Source organism: Treponema brennaborense DSM 12168 (assembly GCF_000212415.1).
GTDB lineage: Bacteria > Spirochaetota > Spirochaetia > Treponematales > Treponemataceae > Treponema_F > Treponema_F brennaborense.
In genome coordinates this window covers 2927998-2949870 of the sequence record NC_015500.1, presented here as the reverse complement: position 1 = coordinate 2949870, position 21873 = coordinate 2927998, and the positions used below count along the sequence as shown (strand labels likewise).

Genomic DNA, 21873 nt, shown 5'->3' with positions numbered 1-21873 from the left:
ATTTTATGCAGCTAGACTTTGTAACCTGAATAGTATAGTATATCTGCATGATTGACGATGTTGTACCTGTTGAGTTTGTGAAGAATACCGGACTGAAGCGGAAATTAATTCCGTTGATTTTGACGGCTGCGATTTTTGCCGCCGACCAGCTGACGAAATGGCTGGTCGTTACGTTCATATCGCCGTATACGGTGGGCGCGAGTTTTTTAAATGGTTTTTTGCGTATCGTGCACGTGTATAATCCCGGAATTGCGTTCAGCGTGGGCAACGGTCTGCCGGATACGATCAGAAGCGTTTTGTTCGCGTTCGCGCCGCTCGCGGTGCTGATCGTCGTGATGGTCGTGTACTTCCGCACGAACGAATTTTCATCCGTACAGCGCTGGGCGATCGCCGGTATCGTCGGCGGCGGTCTGGGGAATCTGTTCGACAGGTTTTTCCGATCCGAAGGCGTGGTCGATTTTATCGACGTGAAATTTTACGGGTTGTTCGGGCTGGAACGGTGGCCGACGTTCAACGTGGCCGATATGTCCGTATTGATCTGCGGCGCGACGCTGATAATTTCTTTTATCATTATGGTAAAAAACGAATCGAAATCGAACCGGAATACGGTGAAGGACTGACTGATGACGAAAAAACAACGGACTGTCATTTTCATTTTGATAACGACGGCGGCCAATTTGGTGATAATGCTGCTTTTGCTGGTTTTGTTTTCGGTGATCGCGCTGCTCGCGCTGAAAGAAAACGGAGCGTTCGTGCTGCCGTTCGTGTTCGTTCTGGCCGTTTTTTTGGGAATGCTGATCGCGCAAAAACTGACCGGCATCGTCATCAAAAAGTGGAATCTTGAGGACAAACTGGAGCCGCTGTTCGGCAGAAAGAGACGGAACCGCAGGGACTAGCCGTTACTGTGCGTGTTCCCGCACGCAGTCTTACGAGTTCCCTGCGTGCGGCACCGTAATGCGGATCAATATCCGTCCGACATCGATCGGTTTATGTCGCGCTGGTACAATTCCTGATAGACGAGACTGCGCGTTTTCAGTTTTTCCTTGATGTCCGGCGAGAACGGCATGTGCCGCCAGAATACGCCGCGCACTTCTTTGTCGAGCCGCTGAACGCCTTCGCTTTCTTTTGTCATCCACAGCACGTAATCGTTTATGAAATAATCTTTTACGTCGCCTTTCAATTTTTGGGCAACGAGCCACTGATAGTACTGCCCGGTGAGCCCTTCTTCCATCCAATAATAAGAAGCTTTTTCCTTGGCAACCTGCCAGCGCAAATCGGCGACGGCGGTGAGCAGCGCGATTTTGAGATCTTTGGGATACATGGGTACGGCGATGCGTCCGCGACTGGTGATACGGTTGTACCGGTCGAACGGTTCCCAGCAGAAACCGGTGTCGCCGTACGTCGGGATGAGGATGACGTACGGAACGATGCGGTTCGATACATTTTTATGGATACGGCAGAACGCGCCCGGATCAACGGATTCGATCCACGCCATAACGTCTATGACGTTTTCACGGAATCCGGTTGCGCGCGGCATGCAATGAAAGTATTCCCTGGTAAAAACGGGAAAATGGTTTCCCTGCCGCCCGACGGTCATTTTGGCCATTTGACGCACCGTGTCGAGTTCCGTAAACACGTCCGCTTTGCTGACTTCTATGGCAGCGGGACCGCTGTTTATTTTCGTATCGAGTGAATCGGATATGTTTTTCGCTTCCTGAAATTCGGCGAGGCTGCTGCCGAGTTCTTTATCGATTTTTGCGAGCAGCCGCAGCCGTTCCGTGACTTCGGCGAACATGCGTTTTTGACTTTCCGAGTACGGTGCTTTATGCGTTCCCAGTCCGATCACCGCATCGTGCTGGCATATCTGATCGACGCGCGATTTGAGTTCCGCTTCGATCATGGCGCGCTGGCTTTCTTTGGCGTTCAGCAAGTTTTCCGCGTTTTGCAGTTTGCCCGAGTTTTTGCTTTTCAGCTGCATGAGGCGGGCCGTTTCTTCCGCGGGATTTCCCGTGTTTTTACGGGCCGGACGGGCTTCGTCAGTGGCAGACAGCGTCAGTCTGCCGGCGGCGATTTCACGGAACCATTCGTCCAGATAAAAAACCGGCTCGCCGCTCGTGTTTTCAAAAAAGACGGAGGAAAACAGTTCTTTTTGTTCGTGTGTGAACAGCGACGGCAGCACGACGGCGAAGCGCATCAGCGTACGCTTACACAGCGGGAGCGACGGATCGTTCATTTTCGGTGCGAGTGAGCGCAGAAATTCCCAGTAGACGTTGACTATTTGCTGACGGTATACGGTGCGGTCTTTGGGGTCCTGTGCGGTCAGATATTTGGTCAGCAGCGTGTGCAGACGCTGGGCGGATTCCGATTCTCCGGTCAACGCCGTTTTATAGTATGCCGGATCGTCGAATATCGGCGACGGTGTTGAAGAAAAAAATTCCTGTATGGGTTGGAATTGTCGGACACTCAGATCAACGTCGGGTACGCCGACGGCGGCGGTTTTTTTTACGGGATCCGGTTCTGCGGCGGATTTTATCGGCGCTGCAGATGCGGCTGCCGCTTTCGGACTTACGTTTTGTGCCTCGTTCAGAAGGGCTGCAATTTCCGGGGCTAATTCGTCTTCGTACATTCCGTAATTATGTGATATCTTTTATATAAAGTCAAGTTTACGGCGCCCGGTCTTGGCGGCGGAGTAATTTTGCCGAATGCGGCGGTTCTGCCGGCGCAGGAAACCGTACCGGGAAACCGTGCGGTAAAAGCGCTTGTTAATTTTCAGCGCGTGCCGTATAGTTATAAACGGAACGGAACCGGCGGCTGCTTGGAACGGTTTGCGCGGCCGTTTTACGTTTTTCAGGAGGTACGGATGAAGCCCAAGTGGCTTAAACAGCTCTTACGCTATCGGTTTATCGTCGTTTTGATATTGCTGGCACAAATTTGCTTTTTCATATGGTTCATTTTGCGCGGTTCAGACAGGTATCCGTACGTTGCGCCGTTTCTGACTGTGATGAGCCTCGCCGTTTCGCTGTATATCATAAGCCGCCGCGACAAAGGTGCGTTCAAACTTGCCTGGATCTATCTGTTGCTGATCGTTCCGCTGTTCGGCGGCGTTCTGTACGTCGTCATCCGCTGTCAGGCCGCGGTTCGCCGTTTTCGGAAAGCGAATCTGACTATCGAAGATCGTTCGCGCGGATTGTTCATGCTGAACGGGAGTTGTCTGGAGGCGGCCGTGTCCGCGTATCCGCAGCATAGTGCGCAGATGTCGTATTTGGAACGGTTCGTCGGGTTTCCCGTGTGCGCTCGGACGGAGGCGGTCTATTATTCGGCAGGAGAATCTTTTCTGCCGCCGGTGCTTGAAGCGCTGAAAAAAGCCGAAAAATATATCTTTCTTGAGTTTTTTATAATGCAAGAAGGCGTTATGTGGAATTCAATATTGGAGATTCTCGTTGAAAAGGCGTCTCAAGGCGTCGACGTTCGCGTCATGTACGACGATATCGGCTGTTTCCTCATTTTACCGGCGGATTATACGGAGACACTGAAATCTCAGGGTATTAAAGCGCAGGTATTCAACCCGCTTAAACCGTTTTTGGCAATCAATCAGAATAACCGCGATCATCGTAAAATTATCGCCGTAGACGGAACGGTCGCGTTTACCGGCGGTATCAATATTGCGGACGAGTATATCGGTACGGTTGAAAAACACGGTATTTGGAAGGACAGCGGCGTAAAACTGACGGGACAAGGCGCCTGGACGTTTACGCTGCTGTTTTTGCAGATGTGGGATTTCTGCCGGTACATCGCGGCGCCGCACCGTAAAAAGGCGCTGCCGCCGCCGTGCTGCGATTCTTACGAATCGTATTTTCCGGCCGTTCCGCACGGGATTGCATCCGGAGCCGATGAAGCGGCGCTGCCGGATTCGGATAAAACTTTGCCGGAATCCGGCGGCTTCGTGCAGCCGTACGCGGATACGCCGATGGACGGCGAAAATGTGGGCGAACACGTGTATCTGCAATTGATTACCGGTGCCCGCCGGTATATTTACATTACGACTCCGTATCTGATTTTGGACGACAGCATGATTTCGGCGCTGATCCTTGCGGCAAAAAGCGGCGTGGACGTGCGCGTCATTACGCCGCAGGTATGGGACAAACGGCTGGTGCACATAACGACTCGCTCGTATTACCGCGAACTGATCGAAGGCGGCGTAAAGATATACGAATATACCGGCGGTTTCGTTCACGCGAAATTGCTGGTAACCGACGATAACGCGGCCGTCGTCGGTACGACCAATTTCGATTTTCGCAGTCTGTATCACCATTTCGAGTGCGGAACGGTGCTGTACGGGACGCCCGCGGTTGCGGACGTGAAAAACGATTTTCTCGAAACGGTAAAAGCGAGTACGCCGATTACGATCGATTCGTGCCGCGTCAACTTCGTGATGAAAATCGTGCAGGATATTCTGAGAATTTTTGCTCCGCTCATGTGAGGCGCCGGAATGAAGTTCAGTGCAGCGCGTTTTTTGCAGCATATGCCCGTTGTCTCCGCCGTTTTCTGCGCGGCGCTGCTGCCGGCGGCGCCCGGTACGGTTTGGGCCGATTCGGGAACGGCTTTTGCGCCGGTATCGGCGGCCGTTTCCGTTCCGCCCGTTTCGGTTTCATTCGAGACGGGAATTTCCCTTTTGGCCGGCACGGTGCGCGAATACGTTGAACGAAACGGTAACACGGTGAGCCGGCTCGATTGGCGGATGTCGGGCGTTCCCGTACTGAGTGCGGCCGGAACGGCTTCGGTTTGGGGTGCGGAACTTTCGGCCGGATTTTCGGCGGCGATTCCCGTAAAAAGCGGCGTAATGGAAGACTTCGATTTTCTGCTTGCGCAGACATCCGCTGCGTCCCATTATTCCCGGCACGATCTGTATACGGACCGCTTTGCGGATATTTCGGTAAGCGCCGGGTGGCGTGCGCGATTCGGGCGGTTTTCCGTGAGGCCGGCGCTGGGCTTTCGGTATCGCAGCGTAAAGTGGACGGCGAAAGACGGCTACAGTCAGTATCCGGCGAGCGGCGCCTGGACGGGAACTGAAGAGAAAAAAGCGTTTTCCGGCAGCGTCATCAGTTACGGGCAGGTGCTGCGGCTGCCGTATTTTGCGCTTGAAGCGTCGTTCGAGGCGCGGCGCGAAGTCGGCTTCAGCGTGAACGCCGCCTGGTATCCGTACGTAATCGCCGACGCGCTGGACACGCATTTTTTACGGAGCACGCGGTTTTTCGACTCCATGCGCGGCGGCTTCGGCGTGGCTGCGGGCGGCACGATGCGTCTTTTCAACGTACGGATTACGCTGACGTACGAATATATGTCGGTAAGAAGCGGCGCGAGCGCTTCAAGCAGTACGGATTTTTTTTATCCGGTGCCGAGCCGCGGCGTGACGCCCGGATACGACAGTTCGCTGTGGCGCGCGGCGATTTCATACCGATGGCAGCGCCGTGTGCCGGCCGTCAGCCGATGATTTTCCACTGCGGTCCGTTTCCGTTCGGACCGACGCGGACGCGGCAGGGGCTGCGTCGCGCGTTTTTGCAGAAAAAAAACAAGTCCTGCGCGTACGGGCTGAGAACGTCGTCGGGGTGATACGAAAGCGTCAGTTCCGACGATTCGCCTTCCGCGTACGCACGCGAAAGCGCGCCGTTGAGCCGGATGAGGTCGGTTGCAGCGGCGAGCAGGCGGGTTTGTTTTGCCGCTTCGTATTCGGCCGTGATAAAACCGACTTGCAGCCGTTCCGTCTGCGCGTGGGCGCATTCGGCGTGCGCATCGTTCCGCGGCGCCGCGGCTAGGGTTACCGGCGCGGTTTGCGGCCGCGCCGCGCTTTGCGTTCCCGGCGGCGTAGGTGCGGCCGGCGGGCGATCCAGCCAGGCGGCGAATCGGGTGAAAAACGCCGACGGTTTGCAGTGCAGCGGCGCGGTTACGCTATGAAACCAGCTGACGGCGCGGCCCGCCGAATAAAACAGGGACGCCGCTTTGCCCAAGGATTCGGCCTGATTGAGCGCGTCTTCCGGGAATGTCGGCAGCGAGCGGATAAGGTACGGCGCGCGCTCTTGAGCGTTCAAACCGAGTTCGCTGCGGCGGTCGTACAAGTCGGTGCCCGGCAGTACGGACAGGCGGAATATTTCAAGGCTGTTCGGATACAGGCTTACGGCAAAATCGATGCTTTCGCGGAAGCCGGAAAGCGAGTCGCCGGGCAGCCCGTATATCAAGTCGAAGCCGAACACGGCGCCGCTTTTATTGAGCAGCCCGATCTTTTTTATAAAATCTTTTTTATTGAAGCCGCGGTGAACGAGGGCGAGCACGTGTTCGTGCGCGCTTTGCAGTCCGATTTGGAGCGAGCAGGGAATCGAAGCGAACGCCTGTGCCAAAGCCGCGTCCAGAAATTCGGCGCGGCATTCAAAATGAAAAAAGATGTCCGGCGCAGTTCGCCTGATGTAAGCCAGCATGTCGAGCGCGCGTTTTTTGTCCGCGTTGTAAGTGGGATCGAGAACGAATACTTGGCGCACTTTTTTTTGAACGAACAGATCAAGCTCCGCACGGATACGTTCCGTCGGAAAATGAACGACGGTTTTTTCACCTTTTGATTCGTAACAGTACGAGCATTTGAACGGGCAGCCGCGCGCCAGTTCCCACAAAGCGCCGCCGTCGTAGCGCGCCGGGTCGAGCGTGCCGTCCAGATAGGGCGACGAAAGGCGTTCGGGCGCGGTGCGAGTGCCGTGCAGAACGGACGGTTGTGCCGCTGCGTGCTGAGCCGGTGCGTGCCGCGTATCGGTTGCCGCCGCTGCGTCGTCTGCGGCGAACAGTTCGGCAAGCAGCGCGGGAACGGCGTCTTCGCCCTCTCCGGTAACGAGGTAATCGAATACGGGCAGGGGGGCGTTGCGGGGGCTGAGCGTGCCGGGTTCCCCCGCAGGGAGGGCAGCGGAAAGGAGCGGCGCGGATGCGGCGCTCATTGGAGCGCGGGAGGGGCTCCTCCCGCTCCCGTAACCGATATTGAAGCTTTCGGGGTTCGCGGTAACTTCGGGGCCGCCGGCGACGATCGGGACGTGCGGTGCGCGTTCTTTGACGAGGGCGGCGGTTCGTTCAAGCAGGCGGCGGTTCCACACGTATACGGAAAAGCATACGGCTGCGGGGTGTTTTTCCGTCAGGCGGGAAGCGAGCGTTTCGGGTGAAAGATTGTCTTCAAGCGAGGCTGAAACGAGTTCCGCCCGGACGCGTCGGGATTCGCCGCAGTCTTTGAACGCGGCGTTTACGGCCGAAGCGATGCAGGCGGCTCCGAGCGGGAGCGCTTGGGGTGAGGTTTCCGCCAGAACGGTACAGACGACGACGGTTTTGCTCATTGCAGGACTCCGATAAGGTCCGCCCTGCCGGCTTCAAGCAGCGCTTCTTTGACGAGGGCGCGGTTTTCCGGTTTGTTGAACTGAAGCAGCGCGCGCTGCAGACGGCGTTCCCGTGCGCCGGCGGCAACGTGAATGGGCTGCATGGTGCGCGGGTCGAGCGCGGTGTAATACATGCAGGTGGCGAGGCTGCCGGGAGTGGGGTAAAAATCCTGTACTTGCTCGGGGACGAAGCCGGTTTTTTTGAGGTACAGCGCCGTTTCTACGGCGTCCGACAGTTCCGCTCCGGGGTGTCCGGCGATATAGTAGGGTACGAGGTACTGTTTTTTGCCGAGTTTCCGGTTCAGCGCGGCGTATTCGCAGGAGAACCGTTCGTAGACTTCGTGCGTGCTTTTGCGCATGAGGTTCAGCACGCGGTTGCTGACGTGTTCGGGGGCAACTTTGAGCTGGCCGGAAACGTGATGTTCGCACAATTCGCGGAAAAAGGTTTTATCGCCGTCCAGCAGCAGGTAGTCGAAGCGGATGCCGCTCCTGATGAAGACTTTTTTGACGCCGGGCAGCGCGCGCAGGCGGCGCAAGAGGGTAACGTAGTCGCGGTGATCGACTCTCAGATTGGGGCAGGGGTCCGTTCCGAGGCATTCGCGGTTCGTGCACGCGCCGCTTTTTTCCTGTTTGGCGCACGCGTCCTGCCGGAAGTTGGCGGTCGGGCCGCCGACGTCGTGGATGTAGCCTTTGAAGCCGGGCAACGCGGTGAGCGCGCGGGCTTCTTTTTCGAGCGAGTCGTGGCTGCGCGATTGGATGCGTTTTCCCTGATGGAAGGTGATGGCGCAGAACGAGCAGGCGCCGAAGCAGCCGCGGCAGCTGACGAGTGAAAACTGTACTTCCGCAAGGGCGGGGACGCCGGTTTTGCCGTTGGCGGCGGGAAGGTCGTAATCGGGATGCCAGCGGCGGGTGAACGGCAGTTCCATGACGGCGTCGAACGCTTCCTGCGTGAGCGGGAACGCGGGCGGTTCCTGAACGACGTAGCGGTTTTCGCTTTGTTCGATGAGGATTTTTCCCGAAACGGCGTCGGTGTTCGCTTCTTGCAGCGTAAAGGAACGCGCGAACGCGGCTTTGCCTTCGGCGGTAGGTGCCGAAACTTCGGCGAACGGGGGCAGTTCGACGGGAGCGGAGATTTTTCCGTTCGCGTCGGCGGAAACGGCCGGCAGTTCGGTTCGGCGTCCGGTGCGCCAGCAGGTGCCGCGAACGCCGCGGATAAGGGACGCCGTTTCTCCGCGTGCAAGGCGTTCGGCGATTTCGAGAATCGGCCGTTCTCCCATGCCGTAAATGAGCAGATCGGCTTTAGTGTCGAGCAGGATCGAGCGGCGCACCGTGTTCGACCAGCAGTCGTAGTGCGCGGTACGGCGCAGGCTGGCTTCTATGCCGCCGATAATTACGGGTACGCCTTTATACGCTTCGCGGATTTTGGCCGTGTACGCGATGAGCGCCCGGTCCGGGCGGTGTCCGGCTTCTCCGCCGTGCGCGTACGCGTCGGACGAACGCGGTTTGTTGTTCGCCGTGTAGTTTGAGACCATCGAATCCATCGCGCCGGCGCTTACCAAAAACGCAAGGCGCGGTCTGCCGAGTTTTTTGAACGGTTCGGCCGATTTCCAGTCGGGCTGGGCGATAATACCCACCGTGTAGCCGTTTTTTTCAAGCAGCCGGCCGAGGATAGCCGCGGCGAATGATGAATGGTCTACGTACGCGTCGCCGGAGACGAACACGAAGTCGAGTTCCACGATTCCGCGTTCGTCCATGTCCGCGCGGCTTACGGGCAGAAACCGGCTGCGCGGTACGGCCGGTGCGGATTGCGCGGATGCGGCAAATGCTGCGGCCGATTGCGCGGATGCGGCGGCCGATTGCGGCGGCGCGGGTCGTGCGGCGAGATGTGCCGCTGCGGCAGCTGCGGTCGGATGTGCGCCCGTTTTTTTGCGCGCGGAGGAGAGTGCCGGGTGCGCGTTCGCTTCGGACTGAGAGATTTTCATAGCCGCAGTATAGCACGCCGCGCGGAAACGCGCCATACTGCGCAGAAATGACAGTTGCGGGCGGCGGCGCGCAAAGGCATCGGTACCGACGTCGTGTATAAATCCTCCGAGTTTTATACACCGCTTGAAAAGACGGTGAACGGTTCGTACAAGATACCGGCCGGACAGATAGTTTGCACGCCGCTGTCGTTACGCGAGCGGCTGAGTGCTGCTGACTGAGTGCCGCCCGACAGGTTACCGGCGGATAATCAGCGTCTGAATCGCGCGGGGCGGACAGCGGAGCGTCCGGGCGGAATCCGCCGTACCATCTATTTTCAGTTCGTACGGCAGATCCGCTTCCGTTCTGTTGCAGATGATGAACACGATTGAGCCGTCGGGATTCAGAAACGCGCAGTTTTCTATCGTGTTTCCCAGCTTTCCGTCGACGGCGGCCGGCACCATGTACGGAGTCGTTTCCGCGCCGAGACGGACTGCGCCCGGACGGATAAATCGGCTGAAATGCCCTATATAATAATAAGAACTTTGATAATGCAGCGTTCCGGCGGCGATATCGGCAAGAATCGGTGCGTCGCAGTAATTTCCCGCGTGATTCGGGCCGCCGTTCATATCGAGAACGATGTTCCAGTCTATCCACGCCGTGCAGCCGTTGCTGAGATCGTTGATGATATTATGCGCATATCGCTCTCCGGAAAACCAAGCGCCGTCGCGGGGGCCGCCTTCTATGCAGCCTTCGGAAAAAACGATTTGTTTGTCCGGAAAGCGTTCGGCAATTTTCCGGACGTTGTCGTATTGGTCTCCCGAGTACCAATGGTACGCGGCTCCCGCGATATAATCGGCGGCGCCGGGCACCGCCATCGACGCGGCGAATCGGTCCCACAGCAGATCCCGATTGTGATCCCATACCAAAATATCCGTATCGGCAAATCCCGATTGCCGCAGCGCGGGTCCCAGATATCGGACGGCGAATTCCGCTTCTTCTTCTGCCGACCAAATGCACGAATCCCAGCGCTGTACGGCCGCCGGTTCGTTCTGAATGCTGACGATGCCGGTGCGCAGGCCGCGTTTTTGCAGTTCGGAGAGAAACCGTACGAAATACTGCGCCCACAGCCGGCGGTATTCGGGCTTCAGATGTCCGCCGCCGTTCATACAGTCGTTGTCTTTCATCCAGGCCGGCGGCGACCAAGGCGTTACCATGAGCCGGAACCGATCCGCTTTCGTCCCGGCGGCACCGTTTGCGTCGTCCGGGTCATTCGAGGTATTTGCGGCGATCTTCGCCGCTTTCAGCAGCGGCGTAACGTACCGATCCGTCCGCTCCATGGAAAAAGAATCAAGCGTTTCATCCTTTTGAGGGACGCACGCCCAGTTTTCGAGCGAGAAATCACAGGAATTCAGGTGCGTCCGGGCATACGTGTAATTGTTGCCGTTCCGCGCGCTGAAACAGGCGTCGACCGCTTCCTGCCGTACGTGCGGCGGAAGTTTCGATACGACGTATCCCGCGGATTCCGTGATTGCGCCGCCGAAACCCGTTACCGTTTGGAATCGGGCTTCCGGTTTTACCGTTATGATACACGGATTGATTTTCGGGTCCGTAATCAGCCGCGATTCGCCGGGCAGCTCCGCAAGGCGCTGCCGGGAATCTTTTGCCGTTTCAAATATGCGTGTTATGTTCATTTTCGTACCTCCTCAGTTCGGTGTTTTTCAAGCAAACCCGCACGTCTATCGCGCGGATCGCACCGTCTCTGCTGAACAGAAGCGCCGTTTCTTCCGCAGTGAGCGTTGTTCCGGCCCGTTCCGCCGCGGCTTTATCCGCGTACGTGATGCGGATGTTTTCCGAATCGGCGCTTTCCGTCAGAAAGTACGTAACCGGAACGCCGCACCAGGTAAAATCAAGCGTACCGTCCTGCCGGAATTCGGTTCGGCGGAGCAAAATCGGGCGGAAGGCGGCTTTTCCGTCTTCAATATGAACGCCGAGTTCGCCCCAGCGGGTAATGATTTCTTCTTTTACCTGCCCCGTCATGCCCGGCTGTTTTGCTCCTTGACCGGCCGGCGTGTGCGAATACGGATCCGCGGGAAACGCGCCGTACAGCTCCGGCGTTTTATTGAATCCGATTCCGCTGCGGATGTCGTAATAGACTGCGGCAAGTTCCGCCGCAGTTTCCGAACCGGCTGCGGCAAAGACGTTTTCCTGCGCCGCAACGAGCAGTTTCGCAACCATGTGCCAGTAGATGCTTCCGAGTCCTTCGTACGCGTAAAACGTGCCGGAGCGGCCGGTGAAATTCTGATGATTGAACGTTTTTTCATACAATTCGGCGAGTACGCGTTTTTCCGCATCCGTGGGCCGCATGGCAGCCGGCAGCGCGTCGATATACGCCTCCATAACGTGTACGTTGCGGAAATCCGCGTTGAAATGATAATCGCCGGCGCAGTCTTTCGCGATGATCCGTCCGTTCGTTTCGGAAACGAGCCGTTCGACCGGCTGAATTTCCGCCGCGGAAATTCGGTTTTTATCGCGGAACCGGGGCAATTCCTTATCCGGATACAGCAGATACGAATGCTGCCGCGGTTCAAAGAGTTTGCTTTGTTTAAGCGTTTTGAACACGGAAAGCGCCTCTTCCGGTAAGAGCATTCCGCTTGAAAGGACTGCGACTTGCCCTTCAAGCATTTCCGGCAGCGATGAAAGTTCCATGCCCGTTTCGGTAATGCGCATCGTGTTGTATGCGTGAAACAGGCCGTCCGGGCGCCGGTTCAGCCGGATAGTGTGTTCCGCGTGGGCAAGAATGGCTTGCAATACGGCGACGATGCGGGAGCCCGTCAGTTTTTTTGCCGGAGCGGCGAATCCTTCCTGATATAAATCGCCGCGTTCTTTTTCAAACAGCAGTCCCGCGCGGTCGGTGAAAGCGCGGCGGGAGACGCTGTCTGCGGCCGTCTGGACCGGATCGTATGCCGAATACAGCACGCCGAGCCCCGTAAACGTTTCCGCAATTTTGCCGGGCACCGTAAAAACTTCGAGCGGCGAATTTTCATATAAATCGATCAAAAACGCGGCGAAGCGGCGCAGATAGCACAGCGTTACTACGGAAAGTCCGTAACCGGCGAGCGCATTGTTTGCGTCGTTCCATTCGGGGCGCTGGGTGTTGAGCCAGATACCGCCGCCGGGAACGAAGTTCGACGCTTTTGCAATAACGATTTGGAGCAGTTTCGCGGTAATCGAAACGAGTTCCGGCTGTCCGTCCGCTCCCGGAACCAGTTTCGCGTCGGATCCTTTTTTCTCGGCTTCCCGTTTAAGCTGCAGGCTGAGATTTCGATCAAAATCGATGGTTTCGCGCGGATTTTTGAGGATATCCGCATACGGTTTAAGTCGGTACGGTACGCGGGCGGTCGCGCAGCGGGGACGGTTCAGAGAAGCGAGCAACCCTTTGCGGTTCGTCCGGCTGTATAATTCGAGCAGTTTTTCAAGATAGATGATTTGGTGATCACCCCAATATCCTATTTGTGCCCAAGGATTGTCAGGCTCGGGTTCTTCCCATTCGATTCCTTCCCGCGTGATGCGATACGGATTGAAACCGTCGATGGTCATTGCGCCGAGAAATTTGGCACACATGTTTTGGACGTACGCGGGGTATGAAAAGGCGAGCGCTTCCCAGTTCTGGAAAATATCGCGCCAGTTTCCTTCGTAATTGAGTACCGGGCTGCCGTCTGCGTTTTGTACTTTGATGCTGAACCGATTCCATGGCCGGCTCGGGTCGCCGTGGCGGCGAGAAAAGGCGAGCGGCAGGTATTCCGTAACGAGCCGTTCAAGCTGCGGATCTGCGGATTGCACGACGGCAGCGGAAAGCGCCTGCGGTGAAATTTTGCCGCATTTAGCGTTGTCGCAGCATTTATTGCTGCCGTCGGCGCTGCCTATATCGCCGCATTTACCGTTGTCGCCGATTGTGCCGTTCCGTTCCGGGGCGGTTCGCCGTATCAGGTCTGCCGCCGCCGCCCGCTTTGCTTTATTGCGGACGCCGATGAAATCGAGAAAATCCTGTGTCCCGATTCGGCCGTTGTCCGCAAAAACGCCGCCGCGCATGATGTTGAACATGACGTTCGCCGTGTGATGCGTGCAGGCCATGATATCCGCGGTATGCTGGATACCGTCGGCGTCCGCGACGTACCGGCGCATCGCTTCCGTTCCGGCGGCAGCGTCCGCTTTGAGTGCGGCGGCGGCAGCGGAACGATCCCGTATCCGCGATTCAAGCGCCGCGAGCCGGCACGCGTCGAGCGACGTATCGAACGTCTGATACCAGCAGTCTGCGGCTGCCGCTTCAAGTGTGAGTGTCCGGCAGATATAACACGCCGGCCGTTTTCCTTTGATAACTGCGGAGCGCGCGTCCGGAGCCGCAACGGCCGCCGCGGCGCTGTGTACGGTGCTGCCGGCTGCTGCCGCGGTTGCCGCGAATCGGGCGGGTGCGTCCGGGCTGAGAATGAGATCGTCGTCCGTAGTGAACCAGCAGACGTTTGCAAAAAGCCCTTCGTTCGGTTCGGCTTTATCGGTAACGATGGAAGAAACGGAAAACAGCGCGATATTCGTATCTCCGCTGTTTTCCGTTTTTTTGTATGCGTCGAGCAGAATGCTGTTGCCGTTTTGAAAGTCGGCGGTTACGCACGCCGGCAGTATGTTTCGGCAGCCGTCGAGAACGGCGAGCGTTTGCGGAACGGGTGCAAGATTTTCGATCCGGACGCAGCGTACGAGGCCGAAGGCTGCCGAAGACGTCCAGCCGTATCGGAACGAAATCTGCAATTCCGTGTTGATTTCTTCAAACCAGACTTTCGTGCCGACTTCGTTTTTGTAAATGCTGGGCCGGCATTCGGGACCTTTTTGTGCGGGCGACGCGGCGGCAAACGGTTCCCAGACGACGCAGTGCTGCTCGCCGTGATCGGAGCCTCGTTGTACGGCGATCGCCGTATACGGGCCGGTATACGTTTTTGCATCGGAAACTTTATCCGCCGTATAATAGGGAAATATCGCGTGATCGCAGTCTATTCGGCCTGCGGTAACGCCTCCGGATGCCCAGCAGAAATTCCAAATATCCGACGAACTTGTTATCGTCATGAAAAAATCTTCCATGGCGTCGTAATTTTCGATTTTATAGAATCGTTCGCCGTCAAGCTCGGTAAACGATCCGGTGCAGTGCCGCTCTTTCATCACAACTCCTTGTGCGCGCTTGTTTTCTTTCGCTGTTCAATCTAAAAGAAGGTATTTCAGTTGTCAACGCGGAGAGTACGGTAAATCCGGGGAAAACCGAAAAAAAGACACCTTTCTGAAATTTTGTATTCTGGCGGCCGCTGCGGAAGGCTGGTATATTGGTAATCAGAAAGGATGCTTTTATGAAACAGAAAACCGAAAAATCGGCTCCGGTTCTTTTAAATAAGAAAACGTTCCGGCGCCGGCTGCGTGAAGAAAAATATTTACAGTTTATGGCTTTGTGCGGCGTTGCCTGGATGCTCGTGTTCAATTACGCGCCGATGTACGGAATCCTTATTGCGTTCAAAAAAAATTACCGTATAACCGTGCCCTTGTTCAGCGGGCAGTTTCTTCAATCCGAATGGGCTGCCTCCGGCGGATTCCAGCATTTTATCAATTTTTTCAAGGATGAAGAATTTTCGTCGGTTATGACGAATACGCTGGGAATCAGTCTTTTGAAACTCTGCATCAATTTTCCGCTTCCCATCGTGTTTGCGCTGATGCTGAACGAAGTGCGCAATCAGCGTTTTAAAAAAGCGATACAGACCATTTCGTATCTGCCGCATTTTCTTTCATGGGTCGTCTTGGGAGGAATCCTGACGACTTGGATGGGAGAAACGGGGCTGTTCAACGAACTGCTCATCAAATGCGGTATTATAGAAAAAGGCGTTACGTATCTTGCGTATCCCCAATATTTTTGGGCGATCACCGTTATTTCCGATTTATGGAAAGAGCTCGGTTGGTCGGCGATCATCTATCTTGCGGCGATTTCCGGTATCGATCAGGAAATGTACGAAGCCGCGCGCGTTGACGGAGCGGGACGGTTCCGCCAAATATTTTCAATAACGCTGCCTTCAATCAGCGGCACGATTGCGCTGCTGTTCATTCTTGCCGTGGGCGGTTTGCTCAATTCGAATTTCGATCAGATATTCGTATTATGGAACCCGCTCAATTCGGAGCGCAGCAACGTGATCGATATTTATACGTACAACACGGCCATGCGGAGTATGCGGTATTCGTACGCGGCGGCTATCGGTCTGTTCAAATCGGTTGCAGCGTTCCTTTTACTGCTCGTTGCGAATCGCGTTACGAAAAAATTGAACGATACGTCGCTGTTTTAGGGTGTCCGCAGCAAGCGCGCGGTCAATGCGGCGCTTATCCGTTCGGATGTATATTGCAAAAAGGAGTATGTCATGAATACCGAGAGACTTATGGAAAAAAAACGCGCGCGGAAATTGGAGAGTAATATAATCGGGGATAAAATTCTTGTGGCGGCGATGGCTGTTTTGTGTTTTATCATATTGTATCCGGTGTGGTATACGGTTATCATTTCGTTCAACGATTCTTCGGACGCGCTGCGCGGCGGTATTTACTGGTTTCCGCGTAAGTTTTCACTTGAAAGCTACAAAACGGTTTTTATGGATAAATCCATCGCCCAGGCGTTTACCGTAACGATTCTGCGCACCGTTATCGGAACGGTGTCGAGCGTCTTTTTTACCGCAATGGTCGGTTATGCTTTTTCAAAGAAGCACATTATGGGCAATAAAATATATACCGTTTTGGGAACGATTACGATGTTTTTCGGCGGCGGTCTTATTCCTTATTTTATTCTTATCAAAAACATCGGTTTATACGATAGTTTTTGGGTGTACATTGTTCCCGGTCTTTTCAATTTCTATAATATGATTATTTTCATGTCGTTTTTCAGGGAGCTTCCGGCGGGGCTTGAAGAGTCCGCCAAACTCGACGGTGCGAACGATTTGGTCGTGTTCATAAGAATAGTCATTCCGCTTTCAATGCCGGTGATCGCAACGATTGCGCTGTTCAACGGCGTGGCGCATTGGAACGATTATTTTACGGGAGTCATGTATACGAATCGGGCGGAATTGCAGCCGATACAGACGTTTTTGTACCGCATCGTTGCAAGCGCCAGTGCGTCTAAAGCGGTCGTGTCCATGCCGGCCGGCGTTACCGCACAGCAAGTCAGTTCGCAGTCGGTCAGGCTTGCGACTATGGTCGTAACGACGGCCCCGATTATCTGCGTGTATCCTTTTATGCAAAAATATTTCGTAAAAGGTATGATGATCGGTTCCATAAAGGGTTAATTTCCAAAAGGAGGAAATAGATGAAGAAAGTTTTAACCGCAGTGCTGACGGTTTGCCTTTTGGCATCGTCATTCGTGTTTGCCGGCGGAGGTAAAGATACCGCGGCGGCGAACGGGACGAAATCCGGTTCAGGGAGTACTCCCGGCTGGCAGGCAAACAAGGATACGCCTGTCAAATTAGACTGGTACGTCAATTTCAGTTGGTTTGCGCGCCATTGGGGCGATTCGCAGGTTTCCAAATACATTACCGAAAAAACCGGAGTCGACGTTAATTTTATCGTTCCGGCGGGTAATGAAACGGAAAAACTGAACGCCATGATCGCCGGCGACGCGCTGCCCGACATCATTACGCTGGGCTGGTACGAAGGTCAGGTGGCCATGATGATCGACGCAGGATTGGTTTTGCCGCTTGACGAATTGGCGCAGAAATACGATCCGTATTTTTTCAAAGTTGCCGACGCGAACAAACTCGGTTGGTACCGGCAGAACGACGGCCATGTGTACGGATATCCGAACGCTTCATATACGCCTGCCGATTATGAAAAATATGCCGGTAAACTGACGTCGAACGAAACGTTTTTGGTGCGCAAGGATATGTACGAAGCTATCGGCAGCCCCGATATGTCTACGCCGGAAGGTTTTCTCGGTGCATTGCGCGCTGCGAAAGCGAAATTTCCCACGGTTAACGGGCAGTCGCTCATTCCGTTCGGAACCAACGAATTCAACGATTTGGGCTGCGACCGCCTGCGCGACGCGCTGCCGCATTTTCTTGCTTTGCTGCCCGAAAAAGACGGCAAATTCTACGATCCTCAGCTCGGTCCGACGGATCCCGAATACGTACGCTGGCTTAAAACGTTCCGCAAAGCTCATGAAGAAGGGCTGATTCCGACGGACATTTTTGTTGACAAACGTTCCCAGATTGAAGAAAAAGCCGCGCAGGGCCGCTATTTCTGTATGCTGTATTACAATTGGGACATGCAGGCTGCACAGAACGCACTGTATGAAAAAGATCCGAACAGTATTTATATTGCGGTAAATCCTCCGCGTAATTCCCGTGGAGACGAACCGACGCTCGGCGGCGCGGGTATCGCCGGATGGACCGTTACGCTGATTTCAAAAAATTGCAAAGATCCCGCCCGGGCAATGCAGTTCATGACGTATCTGATCAGTGAAGAAGGTCAGATGGATACGAACTTCGGCATAAAAGACGTTACGTATTCGATAGGTGCGGACGGTATTCCTGCACTGCTTCCCGCCGTACAGAAACTCGATCAGAATGACAAAAACAGACAGGAAACGGAGATCGGCGTTCAGTATACGTACTGGATGCTGATGGACACCGCCTGGCAGCAGCAGTGGGGCATCACGTATGCGCCGTCGCTGGAACAGCCGCAGCTGTGGACCCGTCCGTACGTACATTCCTTTGCCGTTTACGATAATCTGATGCTCCCTGCCGGCAGCGACGAAGCGCTCATATTTGAAGAAATTCAGCGGCGCTGGGGAAAAGTTCTTCCCGCCTTGCTGCGCGCGCCGTCGGACGCTGAATTTGACAAAATCTGGAGCGATTTTGCAAAATTCAAAAAAGATAAAGGTATCGACAAGGTTGTTGAAGCTCAAACGAAAATGATGAATGCCAACAAAGAAAAATTGGGTATGAAGTAAAACGGAACGTTTCCTCCGCGCGGCAGCGAAAGCTCTGCGGGAGGAAACCGTGCCTGTGTATGTACAAACCGCACCTGCGCATACAAACCGCCGGTCTGTGCGAGTTGACGCCGATTCATGCGTATAAACCGCCGGTCCGTTACGGGGTGCGGGTGCGGCGTTACGGATTGGCACTGCTCCGTACAGGGGTGTACCGGTCCGTATTTTCCATTTACAGAAAGCGATTCCGCTCTTATAATGAAGACATGATTTTTTCAAAACGGCTCGTGCTCGTTTATACGTGTATAATAGTGATTCCTCTGTTTTTGCTCGTTATCGGTGCAACGAATTATATCCGGAACGGATTGTTTGAAGAATTACGCACCGCGAGTATGCAGGCGGTAACGGATCATGCTGAACTGATAAACGGGCGCGTCGATTCCTTCGTACTGATAGAGAGCGTTATTCGTGCGAACGACGAACTGATGTTTCTCGTTACGAAACCGGAGTCTGACGACGAATCTCAGCTGATTAGCGCGATAATCGACGAAGTTTCTTTTATGTCGCGGCTGATGTTCGTTGTGCCCGATATATGCGCGGTGCGTATGTTTACCGATAATCCGCTGATTCCCGAACGGTGGCCTTTTATTTTACATTCAAACAGAACGGATCTTGCCGCGCTCGATAAGTGGGAATACAATTACGCCGCTTCGTATATGGGAAATCAGGATCGTCTTAAAGCTCCTTCGGTCTGTACCACGCGGCGACTCGTACGGAACGGCCGTGAGCTCGGTTATATCCAAATAGCCATGTTTATGGAAGATTTTTTTCCGTTTTTATATAAAGCCGATTCACCGTTCCGTGCGGATTACGTTTTTACAGTTCAAGCCGATGCTCTGGTGCCGGTTACGGCCGGCGGAAAGCAAAGCGTTCACCCCGAATTGACTGCGGCGGAACGGTCGCAGCTCGCCTCCGCTGCGGTGTTCGGAACGGATTCCGCGTCCGGTCTTTTTACGATGAACAGCGGACGCAGTACGAAGATCGCCGCGTGGCGTACGATTCCGCGCATGAATCTGCTTGTTGCACACGTGTGTTCGACGGATATGATACGCAGGCAGTTGTTTTTATTCCGGGGCGGAACGGTTGCGGCGCTGCTCGTTACGATCTGTCTGCTGTTTTTCATTATCAGCGTTACGACGAAGCGGCTTATGGCCCGAATCTATTCCGTTATGGACAGAATGCGGCAGGTGCGGAACGGCAAGCTGGACGTTACCGTTCCGGTCGACGGAAACGATGAAGTTGCCGAAATGCAGCAGACGTTCAACGCCATGACGGAGCAGCTGCGGGAACAGATCGATCAAATCTGTAAAGAACAGGCGCTCGTTGCGGAGACGGAAATAAAGGCGATGCAGAATCAGATAAACGCGCATTTTCTTTACAATATACTTGAAACGATTAAAATGCAGGCGGTGCTTGCCGATCAGAACGACATCGCCGAAAGTGTTACCGTCTTGGGAAAGATGATGCGGTATTGCCTGCGCTGGAGAGTCCACCGCGTTACCGTTCAGCAGGAAATCGAATATATCTGCTCATACGTATATATTCTCAATCTCCGCAACGATTACGTCATTTCGCTTGAAACGGAAATTGCACCGGAATTTCAGAGTCTTGAAATTCTCAAAATGATATTGCAGCCGGTCATAGAAAACGCGTTCATGTATGCGGTGGAACCGGCCGGCAAAGACGCCGTTATCCGCGTATATACGGAACCGGACGAAAGCTGCGGCAGAGTGTGGCTGTGCGTCAGGGATTTCGGCTGCGGAATGGATGAACAAAAACTTGAAACCATTCGGCAGTATCTTTCCGACGATTCGCCCGAGCGGAACGCGAAAGGCAGCATCGGTCTTAAAAATATTCAGCAGAGGCTCGACATGTTTTACGGAAGCGAATACCGCATCAAATTGGAATCGGAAAAAGGAAAAGGGACGCTCGTGTGCATTCCCGTCCCGTTGGAGCATCGATTATGATAACGATCGTTATTGCCGACGATGAAAAATTGATCCGCGCCGGTATCAAGAAAATCATTACGGATTCGCTGGGTGTTCCCGTTTCCGTTCTGGAAGCAAAAAACGGAGCGGAAGCGCTCGAATTGTGTACGACCGAATTGCCGGATTTAATCATTACCGATATCCGAATGCCCTGTATGGACGGCGTGGAGCTGATGCATCGGCTTGCGCAGTGCGAGCAGCGGCCTTCACTCATCGTTTTGAGCGGATTTGACGATTTTTCGTATGCAAAAGAGGCGATTGCCGGCGGCGCCGTTTCATATATTCTTAAACCGGTTGATAAAAAAGAACTGATTTCGGCAGTCAACACGGCGATCGCCGTATCGCGTAAAGAAGAAAAAGCCAGAACGGAACAGATGCTCAAAAAAATTGCGGACGAAGGCCGGTTCGACAGCAGTTGTGTGCCCGGCAGTTTCCGTTTTGATAACGGATTGTGCTGCACGGCGGTTACGGGCGCACGGTGCCTTGCCGTCGTTTCCCGGATTCTGCAGCCCGTCCGTTTTTATGTGCTTGAACAGAAAAAAGATTTCGTTATGCTCGTCGTACCCTGCGAAGCGGTGTATCTTTTGGAAACCGATTTGTCGGCTGCTTCTTTTTCGGCGGGAATCAGCGCTTCTTCCGGTAACCTTTCGGCCCTGCGCACGCTTCGGATGCAGGCGTTTGCGGCGCTTTTGCAGTCGTTTTTTGCCGATTCTGCGGGTCGCCGTTCACCGGGCGTGTTCCGTTTTACGGAATCATCGGCTGTATCCGATTTTTCGGCAATAGACAGCGCGTATGAAAAATGTATCAGCCGGCTCGATATTGCGTCCGTTGCCGAAATTCAGCGCGATATGGAACTGCTGTTCGATTTTGCAAAGATTTCGGATCCCCGCCGCGCTGCCGTATTGTATTATCTGTACAACAAAGTCATGAACAATTTGTTCAAGCGTTTTCCCGGATGCAGCGGTTCGGATATGTATCTGCATCTGAAAAGTATTATGATAGAAAATATTTGGCAGTTTGCTTCCGTAAACGAGTGGAAAACCTGCATTTGTGATTACACCGTCTATCTTGCGGCGCTTTTGCAGCAAAATACCGCCGAATATCCGTTCATTACCGACGCGCTTGAATACGTCAAAACTCATTTTGCAAAAAACATCAATATGGCGATGGTTGCGAACCACGTATCGGTAAACTATACTTGGTTTTCCGAGAAATTCAAAGAGCACGTCGGAATCAATTTTAACGAATATCTGAAGCGTATCAGGATTACGGAAGCCCAGCGGCTGCTGAGTAAAGGCTGCTACAAAGTGTATGAAGTCGCGCAGAAATCCGGTTTCAGTGATGTAAAATACTTTATGAAAACGTTCAAGGAGGCGACCGGTATGTCGCCGGGCGAGTATCGTAAAGTAAAGGAATCCCAAACACATTTTGCCGGCTGATGCCGTGGTGCCCCAAGCATCCGGCCGAATCCCGG

Annotated in this window: 14 protein-coding genes; 9 read left to right on the top strand and 5 right to left on the bottom strand. The window is 54.4% G+C overall.

Going from position 1 to position 21873, the window contains the following annotated elements:
* The first annotated feature begins 47 nt into the window (after positions 1-47).
* On the top strand, positions 48-620 hold the full coding sequence (gene lspA / locus TREBR_RS12850; protein ID WP_013759602.1) for a signal peptidase II: 573 nt from the start codon (positions 48-50) through the stop codon (positions 618-620).
* Positions 621-623: 3 nt separating this feature from the next.
* Positions 624-896: a hypothetical protein gene (locus TREBR_RS12845; RefSeq protein ID WP_013759601.1), complete on the top strand. Its 273-nt coding sequence runs from the start codon at positions 624-626 to the stop codon at positions 894-896.
* Positions 897-961: 65 nt separating this feature from the next.
* Here TREBR_RS12845 and TREBR_RS12840 read toward each other — a convergent pair whose 3' ends face one another.
* Complete coding sequence (locus TREBR_RS12840) at positions 962-2626, bottom strand: hypothetical protein (RefSeq protein ID WP_013759600.1); 1665 nt, start codon at positions 2624-2626, stop codon at positions 962-964.
* Positions 2627-2695: 69 nt separating this feature from the next.
* Between TREBR_RS12840 and TREBR_RS12835 the strand changes: the two genes are divergently transcribed.
* Both TREBR_RS12835 and TREBR_RS12830 read left to right on the top strand, forming a co-directional pair.
* Positions 2696-4480 (top strand): phospholipase D-like domain-containing protein, encoded by a 1785-nt coding sequence (locus tag TREBR_RS12835; RefSeq protein ID WP_215904823.1) that lies wholly within the window; start codon positions 2696-2698, stop codon positions 4478-4480.
* Between the two features lie 9 nt (positions 4481-4489).
* Entirely contained in the window at positions 4490-5491 is a 1002-nt protein-coding gene (locus TREBR_RS12830) for an omptin family outer membrane protease (protein ID WP_013759598.1), read from the top strand.
* On the opposite strand, the gene TREBR_RS12825 is transcribed toward TREBR_RS12830, so the two are convergent.
* The 4 genes from TREBR_RS12825 to TREBR_RS12810 form a co-directional block, all read right to left on the bottom strand.
* Positions 5481-7361 carry a B12-binding domain-containing radical SAM protein gene (locus TREBR_RS12825; RefSeq protein WP_013759597.1) on the bottom strand — a complete coding sequence of 627 codons (1881 nt, stop codon included), beginning with the start codon at positions 7359-7361 and terminating at the stop codon, positions 5481-5483. The two genes, TREBR_RS12830 and TREBR_RS12825, sit on opposite strands and share 11 nt — an antisense overlap.
* Positions 7358-9382 carry a YgiQ family radical SAM protein gene (locus TREBR_RS12820; protein ID WP_156786676.1) on the bottom strand — a complete coding sequence of 675 codons (2025 nt, stop codon included), beginning with the start codon at positions 9380-9382 and terminating at the stop codon, positions 7358-7360. The genes TREBR_RS12825 and TREBR_RS12820 overlap by 4 nt, the downstream gene beginning before the upstream one ends.
* 234 nt (positions 9383-9616) lie before the next feature.
* The gene (locus TREBR_RS12815) at positions 9617-11053 is read right to left on the bottom strand and encodes a glycoside hydrolase family 30 protein (protein ID WP_013759595.1); all 1437 of its coding nucleotides are present in this window, start codon (positions 11051-11053) and stop codon (positions 9617-9619) included.
* Positions 11031-14567 (bottom strand): hypothetical protein, encoded by a 3537-nt coding sequence (locus TREBR_RS12810; protein ID WP_013759594.1) that lies wholly within the window; start codon positions 14565-14567, stop codon positions 11031-11033. Before TREBR_RS12810 ends, TREBR_RS12815 begins: the two co-directional genes overlap by 23 nt.
* Before the next feature lie 182 nt (positions 14568-14749).
* Between TREBR_RS12810 and TREBR_RS12805 the strand changes: the two genes are divergently transcribed.
* The 5 genes from TREBR_RS12805 to TREBR_RS12785 all read left to right on the top strand — a co-directional run bounded on the left by TREBR_RS12805 (position 14750) and on the right by TREBR_RS12785 (position 21838).
* Entirely contained in the window at positions 14750-15727 is a 978-nt protein-coding gene (locus tag TREBR_RS12805; RefSeq protein WP_013759593.1) for an ABC transporter permease, read from the top strand.
* 72 nt (positions 15728-15799) lie between these two features.
* Positions 15800-16711, top strand: a complete 912-nt coding sequence (locus TREBR_RS12800) for a carbohydrate ABC transporter permease (RefSeq protein WP_013759592.1) — start codon at positions 15800-15802, stop codon at positions 16709-16711.
* 20 nt (positions 16712-16731) lie between these two features.
* A complete protein-coding gene (locus tag TREBR_RS12795) occupies positions 16732-18372 on the top strand; it encodes an extracellular solute-binding protein (RefSeq protein WP_013759591.1) in 1641 nt (546 codons plus the stop codon).
* A 245-nt stretch (positions 18373-18617) separates the two neighbouring features.
* A complete protein-coding gene (locus tag TREBR_RS12790) occupies positions 18618-20378 on the top strand; it encodes a sensor histidine kinase (RefSeq protein WP_169310641.1) in 1761 nt (586 codons plus the stop codon).
* Positions 20375-21838, top strand: a complete 1464-nt coding sequence (locus TREBR_RS12785; RefSeq protein WP_013759589.1) for a response regulator transcription factor — start codon at positions 20375-20377, stop codon at positions 21836-21838. The genes TREBR_RS12790 and TREBR_RS12785 overlap by 4 nt, the downstream gene beginning before the upstream one ends.
* Positions 21839-21873 lie beyond the last annotated feature (35 nt).